This window comes from Lentzea sp. NPDC060358 (genome assembly GCF_042725365.1).
Taxonomy (GTDB): domain Bacteria; phylum Actinomycetota; class Actinomycetes; order Mycobacteriales; family Pseudonocardiaceae; genus Lentzea.
Genome location: NZ_JBHXCW010000032.1, coordinates 38,766 through 49,979, shown reverse-complemented (window position 1 = coordinate 49,979; position 11,214 = coordinate 38,766). Strand labels below are relative to the sequence as shown.

At 70.4% G+C, this 11,214-nt stretch carries 11 protein-coding genes; 5 read left to right on the top strand and 6 right to left on the bottom strand.

Annotated features, from left to right (window positions below; genetic code table 11):
* Positions 1-3: 3 nt before the first annotated feature.
* The 3 genes from ACFWGZ_RS10060 to ACFWGZ_RS10050 are packed head-to-tail and all read right to left on the bottom strand — an operon-like array spanning position 4 to position 2,940.
* Positions 4-1,509: a tripartite tricarboxylate transporter permease gene (locus tag ACFWGZ_RS10060; RefSeq protein WP_382451130.1), complete on the bottom strand. Its 1,506-nt coding sequence runs from the start codon at positions 1,507-1,509 to the stop codon at positions 4-6.
* Positions 1,502-1,993 carry a tripartite tricarboxylate transporter TctB family protein gene (locus ACFWGZ_RS10055; protein ID WP_382451129.1) on the bottom strand — a complete coding sequence of 164 codons (492 nt, stop codon included), beginning with the start codon at positions 1,991-1,993 and terminating at the stop codon, positions 1,502-1,504. The genes ACFWGZ_RS10060 and ACFWGZ_RS10055 overlap by 8 nt, the downstream gene beginning before the upstream one ends.
* On the bottom strand, positions 1,990-2,940 hold the full coding sequence (locus ACFWGZ_RS10050; protein ID WP_382451128.1) for a Bug family tripartite tricarboxylate transporter substrate binding protein: 951 nt from the start codon (positions 2,938-2,940) through the stop codon (positions 1,990-1,992). Before ACFWGZ_RS10050 ends, ACFWGZ_RS10055 begins: the two co-directional genes overlap by 4 nt.
* 168 nt (positions 2,941-3,108) lie before the next feature.
* Between ACFWGZ_RS10050 and ACFWGZ_RS10045 the strand changes: the two genes are divergently transcribed.
* Together ACFWGZ_RS10045 and ACFWGZ_RS10040 are read left to right on the top strand one after the other, a co-directional pair.
* Positions 3,109-4,680 carry an ATP-binding protein gene (locus ACFWGZ_RS10045; RefSeq protein ID WP_382451127.1) on the top strand — a complete coding sequence of 524 codons (1,572 nt, stop codon included), beginning with the start codon at positions 3,109-3,111 and terminating at the stop codon, positions 4,678-4,680.
* Positions 4,677-5,348 (top strand): response regulator, encoded by a 672-nt coding sequence (locus ACFWGZ_RS10040; protein ID WP_382451126.1) that lies wholly within the window; start codon positions 4,677-4,679, stop codon positions 5,346-5,348. The genes ACFWGZ_RS10045 and ACFWGZ_RS10040 overlap by 4 nt, the downstream gene beginning before the upstream one ends.
* Here the strand turns inward: ACFWGZ_RS10040 and ACFWGZ_RS10035 are convergent.
* The gene (locus ACFWGZ_RS10035; protein WP_382451125.1) at positions 5,333-6,475 is read right to left on the bottom strand and encodes an FAD-dependent oxidoreductase; all 1,143 of its coding nucleotides are present in this window, start codon (positions 6,473-6,475) and stop codon (positions 5,333-5,335) included. The two genes, ACFWGZ_RS10040 and ACFWGZ_RS10035, sit on opposite strands and share 16 nt — an antisense overlap.
* On the bottom strand, positions 6,472-7,062 hold the full coding sequence (locus ACFWGZ_RS10030) for a helix-turn-helix transcriptional regulator (RefSeq protein WP_382451124.1): 591 nt from the start codon (positions 7,060-7,062) through the stop codon (positions 6,472-6,474). The genes ACFWGZ_RS10035 and ACFWGZ_RS10030 overlap by 4 nt, the downstream gene beginning before the upstream one ends.
* 84 nt (positions 7,063-7,146) lie before the next feature.
* Here ACFWGZ_RS10030 and ACFWGZ_RS10025 point away from each other — a divergent pair, with 84 nt between their 5' ends.
* The 3 genes from ACFWGZ_RS10025 (at position 7,147) to ACFWGZ_RS10015 (ending at position 9,024) form a co-directional block, all read left to right on the top strand.
* Positions 7,147-7,725, top strand: coding sequence for a DUF4232 domain-containing protein (locus ACFWGZ_RS10025; protein WP_382451123.1), 579 nt, complete (start codon positions 7,147-7,149; stop codon positions 7,723-7,725).
* 62 nt (positions 7,726-7,787) lie between these two features.
* A complete protein-coding gene (locus ACFWGZ_RS10020) occupies positions 7,788-8,396 on the top strand; it encodes a LysE family translocator (protein ID WP_382451122.1) in 609 nt (202 codons plus the stop codon).
* Positions 8,397-8,415: 19 nt separating this feature from the next.
* The gene (locus ACFWGZ_RS10015) at positions 8,416-9,024 is read left to right on the top strand and encodes a LysE family translocator (RefSeq protein ID WP_382451121.1); all 609 of its coding nucleotides are present in this window, start codon (positions 8,416-8,418) and stop codon (positions 9,022-9,024) included.
* Here ACFWGZ_RS10015 and ACFWGZ_RS10010 read toward each other — a convergent pair.
* The gene (locus tag ACFWGZ_RS10010; RefSeq protein ID WP_382451120.1) at positions 9,021-11,180 is read right to left on the bottom strand and encodes an ATP-binding protein; all 2,160 of its coding nucleotides are present in this window, start codon (positions 11,178-11,180) and stop codon (positions 9,021-9,023) included. The two genes, ACFWGZ_RS10015 and ACFWGZ_RS10010, sit on opposite strands and share 4 nt — an antisense overlap.
* Positions 11,181-11,214: the final 34 nt, after the last annotated feature.

Here is an 11,214-nt window from a genome sequence, read left to right as displayed (position 1 = left end):
GCGTCACACGAGCTCTGCGGTCTTCTCCGCCTTCTTGCGGCGCAACCGCAGCACGAACGCCGTCGCCAGGACGATGACGAGGATGCTGTACGTGACCGCCGCGAACGGGCTGGAGACCAGCGCGCCGAGCGAGCCCTCGCTGATCTGCAGCGTGCGCCGGACCTGCTCCTCGGCCATCGGCCCGAGGATCAGGCCGACCACCAGCGGCGCGACCGGGTAGCCGTGCCGCCGCATGAAGAAGCCGACCACACCGATCACCAGCAGCACGATCAGGTCGTCCACGACGAAGTTCACCGCGTAGGTGCCCAGCGCCGCGAACAGCAGGATGCCCGCGTAGAGGTACGGCCGCGGGATCTGCAGCACCTTCACCCAGATCTTCACCAGCGGGAGGTTCAGCACGAGCAGCATCACGTTGCCGATGTAGAGCGACGCGATGAGCGCCCACACCATCGCCGAGTTGTTGGTGAACAACAACGGTCCCGGCTGGATGCCGTAGCTCTGGAACGCGGCCACGATCACCGCGGCCGTCGCCGATGTCGGCAGGCCGAGCGTCAGCAGCGGCACGAGGACACCCGCCGCGGCCGCGTTGTTGGCCGCCTCGGGTCCCGCGACGCCTTCGATCGCACCCTTGCCGAACTCCTCCGGGCGCTTGGAGAGCTTCTTCTCCGCCGCGTACGACAGGAACGTCGACACGTCCGCGCCACCGGCCGGCACGGTGCCGATCGGGAAGCCGATGAACGTGCCGCGCAGCCACGGCTTCCACGAGCGCTTCCAGAACTCGCCCGTCATCCACTTGCCGCCTACGGGAATGACCTCGATCGGCCCGTGCCGCAGCCGCGACGCCACGTACAGCGCCTCGCCGACGGCGAACACGCCGACCGCCACCACGACCACGTCGATGCCGTCGGCCAGCGTCGCCACCCCGAGGGTGTAGCGCTGCTGCCCCGACAGCGTGTCGGTGCCGACCAGGCCGATGAACAGGCCGAGCCCCAGCGAGGCCAGGCCGCGCACCGGGGACGACCCGAGCAGTGCCGCCACCGTCGTGAACGCCACGACCATCAGCGCCACGTAGTCGGCCGGGCCGAGCTGCACCGCGACGTCCGCGATGGTCGGCGCGAGCAGCGTGAGCAGGATCGTCGCGATCGTGCCCGCCACGAAGGACCCGATGGCGGCCGTCGCGAGGGCGGCTGCCCCACGTCCGGCCTTGGCCATCTTGTTGCCTTCCAGCGCGGTCACGATCGATGCCGACTCGCCCGGGGTGTTGAGCAGGATCGAGGTCGTCGAACCGCCGTACATCCCGCCGTAGTAGATGCCCGCGAAGATGATCAGCGCGGCCGTCGGGTCGAGCGTGTAGGTCAGCGGCAGCAGCAACGCCACCGTCATCGCCGGGCCGATGCCCGGCAGCACGCCGACCGCGGTGCCGAGCGTGACGCCCAGCAGCGCGTACAGCAGGTACTCGGGTTGCGCGGCGGTCGCGAAACCCTCCAGGAGGGCTGTGAGGCTATCCATCGAGGAGTGGCACCCCTTCGAAGATCCCGGCGGGCAGCGACAGCCCCAGCCCGGAGGCGAAGACCACCTGCACGACGAGTGCGAGCACGATCGCGATCGGCAGCGCCCGCCACCAGGTCGCTCCCAGCGTCCAGGCGGCGCCGAAGAACAGCAGCGCCGCCGCGACGGGCCAGCCGACGAGGTCGATCAGCACCAGGTGCACCACGAGCACGGCCACGAGCTTGGCCACGGTCACCCAGTCGGTGCGGATCGACTCGTCGACGTCCTCGGCGTCCTCGGCCTGGCCGAGCTTGCCCCTGGCCGTGGCGATGATCGCCGCGATGCCCGTGACGACGAGCAGAATGCCCACGGCGTAAGGGAACGCGCGTGGTCCTACGGCGTTGTCGTCGCGCGCGGCGATCGTGGTCGCGTCGACCAGGGTGAAGACCCCGACCGCCGCGACCAGACCGCCGAACGCGTACTCCTCGACCTTTTCAGCAATCACTTGACGAGCCCGATGTCCTGCAGTGCGGGCTTGACGCGGCCGATCTCCTTGAACATGAAGGTCGAGAACTCGGTGCCGGTCAGGAACGTGTCCGTCCAGCCCTTCTTCTTGAGCTCTTCCTTCCACTGGTCGCTCGCGTGCATGTCGGTGACCAGCTTGGTGAGGCGGGACTTGGCCTCGGCCGAGATCGAGGCCGGGGCGACGACGCCACGCCAGTTGATCAGCTCGACGCCGAGGTCCTTGAAGGTCGGGGCGTTGACGTCGGGGTTCGGGTTCGGGCCCGAGGTGCCGAGCGCGCGCAGCTTGCCGGCCTTGATCTGCTCCTTGTACTCGCCGACGCCCGAGATGCCCGCGTCGACCTTCTTGCCGAGCAGCGCCGCCAGCGACTCGCCGCCACCGGAGTACGGCACGTAGTTGAGCTTGGCCGTGTCGACGTTCTTCGCCTTGAGCAGCAGACCGGCGAGGATGTGGTCGGTGCCGCCGGCGGAACCGCCGGTGATCGAGACCCCCTTGCCCTTCTCGTTCACGGCGTTGAGCAGGTCGTCGATCGTCTTGTACGGCGAGTCGGCCGGGACCACGACGACCTCGTCCTCGGCGGTGAGCCGGGCGATCGGCGTGACCTCCTCGAGCCGCGCCTTCGACGCGTTGGTCTCCACCGCGCCGACCATGACGAGGCCGGTGATCATCAGGAACGACTCGGAACGCTCCGAGGTGAGCTTCTGCAGCCCGACCGTGCCACCGGCACCGCCGACGTTGCTCACCTGGACCGAGTTGGCGAGCTTGGCCCCGCTCACCGCCGCCTGCATCGCCCGCGCGGTCTGGTCCCAGCCGCCACCGGGGTCGGCGGGCGCCATGATCTCCAGCTTGGCGATCTCGGAGTCGTCGCCGGCGCTCCTGGCCTTCTGGCCACAACCCGCGAGCACCAGTCCGACAGCGGCGAGCGCCACTGCTCGTCTCCAGCCCCTACCCATCGAGGAAATCTCCTAGTTTCGTCTCGAACGTTGGGCGGGGACGCTAGGTAACCGCTGCGCCACACGTAAGTGTTCGGTCGTAAGTTCCGTATTGGTCGTTTAGTTCGTGACATGATTCACAGCCGATACGACAGAATCCCAAGCATGTTTCGGCGGTCGGTGTCGTTTGGGGCTTTGCTGCTCGCGTTGCAGGTGGTCATCGTGCTGATGACCACTTGTGCCGCCGGCCTGCTCGCGGCCAAACTCCAGAGCGACCGGATTCGGGAGTCGTACAAGGACAGGATGCTGTCGGTTGCGGAAAGCGTGGCGCAGTTACCCTCTGTGGTCGACGCCTTCGGTTCGAATGACCCGACCGTGACGATCCAGCCGCTGGCCGAGGTGATCCGGAAGGCGTCCAACGTGACGTACGTGGTCGTCACCGACCGCAACGGCGTCCGCTACGCGCACCCGGACCCCGCCCGCATCGGCGAGCGCGTCTCGACCGATCCGAGCGTGGCCCTGTCCGGCGAGATCTTCGTGGGCACGGAAACCGGCACGCTCGGCACGTCGTTGCGCGCGAAGGTGCCGGTGCGCTCCCGCGACGGGCAGATCATGGGCATCGCGTCGGTCGGCATCCTGGAGAGCGAGCTGTCCGACGACCTGGCGGAGGACCTGCCGGAGCTGATCGGCTGGCTGGCCGCCGCCGCGCTGGTCGGCGTGCTCGGCGCGGCACTGGTCACCCGCCACTTCCGCCGCCGCACGTTCCGGCTGGAGCCGGCCGAGATCGCGCAGCTGCTCGAGACCAGGCACGCGATGCTGCACGGCATCCGCGAGGGCGTCGTCGCCGTGGACGACCGCGAGCGGCTGGCCCTGGTCAACGACGAGGCGAAGCGCCTGCTGGGCCTGGACGAGGACCCGAGCGGGCGACCGGCGGCGGAGGTCCTCGACGAGAGCCTGCTGGACCTCGCGCGCGGTGACGACGACGTCGCCGACCGGCTGGTCCTCGCGGGCGAACGCGTGCTGGTCGCGAACCGCACCACGGCCAAGACGCACGACCGCGCCGTCGGCGTGGTGCTCACGCTGCGCGACCGGACAGAGCTGCACGACGCGCTGCGTGAACTCGACGGCCAACGCACCGTCACGGAGGTCCTGCGGGCGCAGGCCCACGAGTTCTCGAACCACCTGCACGTCATCGGCGGCCTGCTCGACCTCGGCCGCGGTGCCGACGCCGTCGCCTACATAGAGAGGGTCGGTGGCGCGGGCTCGGTCACGGCGGAGATCATCGACGGTGCGAACGCGGACCCCGCGCTCGCGGCGCTGCTGCTCGCCAAGTCGTCGACCGCCCACGAACGCGGCGTGCAGCTGAGACTCGACCCGGAGAGCGCGGTGGACGTCCGGGCGGGCGACGACGCGCTGACGGTGCTGGGAAACCTGGTGGACAACGCCGTGGACGCGGTCGAGACGGGAGGCACGGTGCGCGTGCTGGTCCGCTCGTCGGTCAGCGGGGTGAGGGTGGTCGTGGACGACGACGGGCCCGGAGTGGCGGAGTCGCAGCGCGGCCGCATCTTCGACCTGGGCGTGAGCTCGAAGGACGCCGAGGGCGCGCACGGCAGGGGAATTGGACTCGCATTGGTGTCGAGGGTGGTGACCCGGCGCAGCGGCCGGGTGGCGATCAACGACTCGGAGCTCGGCGGCGCGTCGTTCGACGTGTGGCTGCCGGAAACGGGGAACCGATGAGCGTGCGAACGCTCGTGGTTGATGACGACTTCGCGGTGGCCGCGATCCACCGCGGCTTCCTGGAGGCGATGCCCGAGTTCGAGGTGGTGGGGGAGGCGCACCGGGGCGGGGAGGCGTTGCGCGCGGTCGACGCGCTGCGGCCCGACCTGGTGCTGCTGGACATCCACCTGCCCGACATGTCGGGCCTCGAGGTGCTGTCGCGGCTGCGCGCCCGCGGCGGGACACCGGTCGACGTCATCGCCGTCACCGCCGCACGCGAGCGGGAGACGGTGCGGCAGGCCATGTCCAGGGGCGTGGACAACTACCTCGTGAAGCCCTTCACCCGCACGGCGTTCCTCGACCGCATGCGCGAGTACCTGGCCCAGCGCATCGAGGTGCAGCGGTTCGGCCAGGTGCTGGACCAGGACGAGGTCGACCAGCTGATGCACCACCGGCCGCGCACGGCGGCCATGCCCAAGGGCCTGTCCGCCGTGACGCTGAGGCTGGTGATCGACGCGTTGCGGGACTGCCAGAGCGACCTCTCGGCCCAGGAGGTCGGGGACAGGGCCGGGCTGTCCCGCGTGAGCGCGCGCCGCTACCTGGAACACCTGGTGACGATCGGGAAGGCCGAGGTGCAGCCGCGGTACGGCATGGCGAACCGCCCCGCGCACGGTTACCGGCTGACCTGAGCGTCCCAGTCGATGCGGTAGTTCTGGTCCCTCGTGAAAGCGCGGCGTCCCACCGTCTTCATCACGAGGGGCATCAGCAGCCGCGTGATGGGACCGATGCCGCGCTTGTTGCTGTTGGTGCGCGCCGCGCGCGCAGCGATGCCCTCGACGCGAGGGCGGCGCAGTCGTTCGTAGGTGGCGAAAGCCGTGGGGATGTCACGGATGTCGCGCAGGCACCGCGCCAGCTGCACCGCCGACTCCGCCGCGAGCGAGGCGCCCTGACCGGAACTGGCGCTGGGTGCGTGCGCGGAGTCGCCGACGAGCACCATGCGGTCGCGGTGCCAGCGCGGCACGCTCGGCATGATCTCCAGCGGCCCGGCGCCGATGACCTCGCCGCTGTGCGGCAGCAGCTGCTTGGCCGGCATGTCGTCGCCGTAGGCCTCGCGCAGCCGGGCGAGCCAGGTGGCGTTCGGGACGGCGTTGATCTCGGCCGTCGTCATCGGCTCCGGGACCGCGAGGTTGCTGAACCACGCGACCGTGCCGTCCGGCTGGCCCCAGTAGCCGAGGAACGAGCTGCCGAAGACGAAGTACATCGTCTCCGGATCCGCCCGCACACCACTGCCCGCGGCGAACGACCCGAACCCCAGCAGGCCGACGTACTCGGGTCCCGGCGCGTCGGCGTCGATGATCGTGCGGACCGTCGACCGGATGCCGTCGGCGCCCACCAGGACGTCGCCCGACTCGCTGCTGCCGTCGGAGAACAGCGCCGTGACGCCGTCCGCCCGCGTCCGCACGTCCACGAGCCGCTTGCCGTGCTCGACCTTGATCCCCTGCGCCGTCACGAGATCCCGCAGGCGGCGGTAGAGGTCCGTTCGCCACACGACCCGGCTGGGGTCGCCCTCGACGGCACCCAGCGCGTGCCCGGCGCCGTCCGCTATCACCATGCGCCGCACGGGTTCCCCGAAGCCGGGGTCGAGGCCGACGATCCCCAGCGCCGCCAACCCGTTCGGCGCGACGTTGAGGATCCCGCCGACCCCGTCCGCCGCGGCGTCGTACGCCTCGAACACCACCGACTCGATGCCGGCCTTGCGCAACGCGAGCGCCGTGACGGGCCCCGCTATACCGCCCCCGATGACCAGTGCCTTCACTGTTCCCCTCCGAAGTGCTGACGCCACAACCGCTGGTACTCGGCCTTGCCGAGTTCCCCCCTGAGCCTGTCGACGAGCCGCAGTTCCGCCTCCAGCAACGAGATCCGGTACTCCTCCTCGACGAGGAAGATCCACTCCAGGCCGTCGCCGGTGGCCTCGGCGACCAACCTCCGCGTCTCGTCGAGGTCCGCCGTCAACGCCTCCGCGCGCGCTCGGAGCAGCTCCACCGTCTCGACCGGGTCCAGCACCGAGATGAGCGACAGCGCCACCCCGAACCGCGGGTACTCCTGCACCGGGTCGCGGACGAGCTCGCGCATCCAGTCGTGGAGCTCGTGGCGCCCGGCCTCGGTGAGCGCGTAGATCGTGCGCTCGGGCCGCTGGGTGTCCTTGACGGTCTCCTGCTCGGCGACGAACCCGGCCTTCCGCAGCTGCTCGACGACCATGTAGAGCGAGCCGCGGTTGAACTTGATGTTGCGGTCCTTGCCGGTGTCCTTGAGCTTTTTGCCCAGCTCGTAGGGGTGCATGGGCCCCATGGCGAGATGAGCCAGCACTGCCAGTGCCAGCGGGTTCGACACCTTGCGCCGCATCCGGACCTCCGTTGGTTGAAGTCAACTATCCGAGTCTAGCTAGTCGATGTCAACTAATTTAGACCGTGTGGCATGATCGCGGACATGAGAACTGGGGGCAAGATTCTCGTGTTAGCGGCTGCGTTCGCGGGCCTCGTGGGGTGCGGGACGCGGCCGCAGGCGCCATCGCTCCCGGAACCGACGGTCGAGCGGCCGGTCTCTCTGGTCACGCCGACGAACGAGCCCGCGTGCGACACGGGTCTGCGCTTCACGGCCGGTGCCACCGAGGCGGCGTCGGGGCTGCGGGTGATGGCCGTCGAGGTGCTCAACTGCGGCACCAAGCCCGTGCAGCTCCACGGTTATCCGCAGGTCAAGCTGCTCGACGAGGGATGGCAGCCGCTCACCGCCGAGATCGTCCAGGGCTCTGGCGGTATCGCGTCGGTCGCGGGGTTCGACGACGCGCCGCAGCCGATCGCGGTGGCGCCGGGGGAGCGCGCCAAGACGGCGTTCCTGTGGCGCAACACCCACACGTCCGTCGACCCGCCGCAGGTGGGCAGCCACGTCGACATCGCGGCCGCGGCGGGCGGCACGTGGCAGACGCTGGCGCCGGCCTCGCCGGAGCGGGGGATCCTCGTGGACCTCGGCAGCACCGGGCGGATGGGCGTGCGCGCCTGGTACCGCTAGCGGCTCGTGTCCGGCGTGTTAACTCTTCTGGTGCTCCAGCCGTTCCGTGTTCTGATGGCGGCATGTCGACCGCCGCGCTGCTGAGTTTCACGCTCGTCGCGCTCCTGACCGTCATCACGCCCGGACTGGAGACGGTGCTGGTGCTGCGGACCGCAGTGCTGGTCGGCCGCCGTGCCGCGATGGGGGTCGTGGTGGGCAGCACGCTGGGGTGCCTGGTGTGGGCGGCGGCCGGACTGGTCGGGCTGACGGCGTTGCTGCAGGCGTCCGAACTGGCCTACGACATCGTGCGCTGGCTTGGTGCCGGATACCTGATCTACCTGGGTGTCAAGGCCTTGTGGAACTCACGCCGTCCCGTCGAGGTCGCCGAGCCCGCACCGGTGCCGTCGGTGCGCGTGGCCGTGCGGGTCGGGCTGCTCACCAACCTGCTGAACCCGAAGCCGGGCGTCTTCTACATCTCGTTGCTGCCGCAGTTCCTCCCGGTCGGGCAGCCGGCGTGGGGCGCGGTGCTCGTGGCGATCCACCTCGGCATCGGTCTGCTGTGGTTCCCGGTGCTGATCACCGCGGCCGGTCGCGCGCGTGCATTCCTGCTGCGGCAACGGACTCTGCTCGACCGCCTGTCCGCTTCAGCGCTGATCGCGTTCGGCTTGAAGACCGCGGCCGACGCCCGCTGACCTGTGGTCTGATGGGCGCATGTCGACCGCCGCACTCCTGAGCTTCTCGATCATCGCGCTGCTCACCGTTCTCACCCCGGGTCTCGACACGGTGATGGTGCTGCGCACGGCGTTGCTCAGCGGCAGGCGCGCGGCGCTGGGCGTGGTGCTGGGCATCTCGCTGGGATGTCTGGTGTGGGCGGTGGCGAGCCTCGCGGGTCTGACGGCGCTGCTGACGGCGTCCGAGGTGGCCTACGACGTCGTGCGCTGGCTCGGAGCGGCTTACCTGATCTACCTGGGCGCCAAGGCGTTGTGGAACTCCCGCAAGGCGGTGTCGCTGCAGGACTCACGTCCGGTGCCGGGCGCGCGGGCGTCGTTGCGGGCGGGGCTGCTGACGAACCTGCTCAACCCCAAGGTCGGCGTCTTCTACCTGTCGCTGCTGCCGCAGTTCATGCCCGCCGGGCAGCCGGCGTGGGGTGCCGTGCTCGTGGCGGTGCACCTCGGACTCGGTCTGGTGTGGATGCCGTTCCTGGTCGTGGTGGCGGGCCGGGCGCGTGCTTTCCTGCTGCGCCAGCAGGTCCTGCTCGACCGGCTGACCGCCTCGGTGTTCGTCGCGCTGGGGTTGAAGCTCGCGCTCGACGCGCGTTAGTGCTCTCCCGACGTTGAACGGTGCCACGCCGCGAGGGCGCCCCTCGTCGGCAAGCCCAGTTTGACGCGGATGTTGACCACGTGGCGATCCGCTGTTCTCGGTGAGATGAACAGCCGTGAGCCGATCTGGTTCGACGTGAGTCCTTCCGCGACCAGACCGGCGATCGTGAACTCCTGCCGGGTCAACCCACCGGGCAGCAGCGGCTTGGGCGGCCGGCGTTCGGTGTCCGGCACCGGTTCGAGGGCGAACTCCATCGCCTGGTCCGGGCGCAGGTCGAGGCCCAGGGTCGTGATCACCGGGTAGTCGTCGGCGAGCGCGCGGCGCACGGTCCGGTCCGCGCGTTCCAGCAGCGTGCGGAACGGGCTCATCGTGGCGAACGAGATCCGCGAGACCCGTTCCTGCGACCGAACCGCGCCGAGCAGCCGTGCCGCGCGGTCGAACGCGCCCAGCTCCGCGCAGGTGCAGGCCAGCAGCCACAGGCTGTACGCGGGACCCCACGCGTCGCCGATCGCCAGCTGGGTTCGCAGCGCCTCGATCGCCAGCGGGTGCACCTCGGCCGGGTCGCCGTGCAGCAGTTCGTACAGCCCCCGGTGCCACAGGCCCCAGGCACGCGACCACTCGACGCCGCTGTCCTCCGCTGCTCGCAGCAGCCCGGTCGTGGCCTTGTCGGCGGCTTCGGCGTCGAGCAGGAAGCACGCCGCCATCGCGTGCATCAGCTCGGTGAAGTAGGCGTCACCGGGTGGTGCGTACTGCTTGCAGAGCTCGACGTGCTCGTACAACGGAACGCAATCCGCCGAGCCCTCGACGAAGAAGAGGTGCGTGGCCTCGACGATCATCAGGTTCACGTCGGTCGCGGTCTGCCGCGGTAACGCTCGGGCCTCGTTCATCAACGGGATCGCCGTCGCCATGTCTCCCAACGCCTGCGCCATGTACGCGCAGTGCGCCAGCAATGCCGTTCGCAGCGGTGTCTCGGTGACGACCTCGCGTGCCGTGGCGAGCAGATCCCGCGCCTGACCGAGCCTGCCCGCGGACGCCGTGAACCGCGTGCGCTGCACGTTCATCGCCATCAGCGTGCCGGTCTCGACCAGGTCCGGCGTCCGCAGCGCGTGCCCGATGGCGGCCCGGACGTTCGGCCACTCCTCCCGCAACCGCCCCAGCCACCACGCCTCGTCCGGCGAGAACCACAGCCGCGTCGCCTCGTCGACGAACGCGTTGTAGTGCAACGCATGCCGCCGCAACGGTTCGCCGGTGTCACCGAGCAACCGCGCACCGAACTCCGCCACCGCGTGCGGCAACCGGTGACGACCGCTGCGATCCACCGACACGATCGACTTCCGCACGAGCGCGGCCACCGCCGCCCGCGCGTCCGCACCCGCGACCGCCTCCGCCGCGGCCAGGTCGAAGTCCGCCGGGAACACCGACAGTGCAGCCCACACGCGCCGTTCCTCGTCCGTGCAGTGCCGCGCCGCCCACTCGAGAACGTCGTCCAGCGCCCCCGTCCCGAGCTCGTCGAGCACCTGGCCCGCCGACAGCTCCGGCCCGCGCGCGGCCACCAGTTCGACGGCGAGCGGCAGCCCGCCCACGGCCTGGCACAGCGCTTTGACCTCCGGCAGGGTCTCCTCGGCCGGCGCCACGTCCGCCCTGGCGAGGAACAGCTTCAAGGCCTCGTCGCCCAGCGGCGGCACCCGCACCACGCTCTCGCCGTAGACGCCGAGCGGCTCCCGCGAGGTCACGAGGACCGTGACGCCCTCGCACTCCCGCAACAGGTGGTGCACGAAGTGCCGGACCGCCTCCAGCAGGTGGTCGACGTGGTCGAGGACGAGCAGCAGGTGCTTGTCGTACAACGACTCCACGAGCCGCCCGAACCCCGAGTCCGGCGAGTTGTCGACGATCCCCAGCTCGGCAGCGACCGTCCTGGCGAGCAGAGCCGGCTCGCCGAGGTCGCCGAGCCGCACCTGCCGGACGCCGTGCTGGAACGACCCCGCCCCCGCCGCGGCGCGCCCGATCTCCGCGGCGACCCGCGACTTGCCCACGCCCGCGACCCCGGCGAGGGTGATCAGCCGCGCCCGGCCGAGGTGCGCCGCGGCGTCGGCGAGCACGGTCTGGCGGCCGACGAACGTCGTGGTCTGGGCAGGCAGATCGCCCCGCGCGGTCATCGGCGCATCTTCGCCCAGCCGGGCTCGGGTGCGC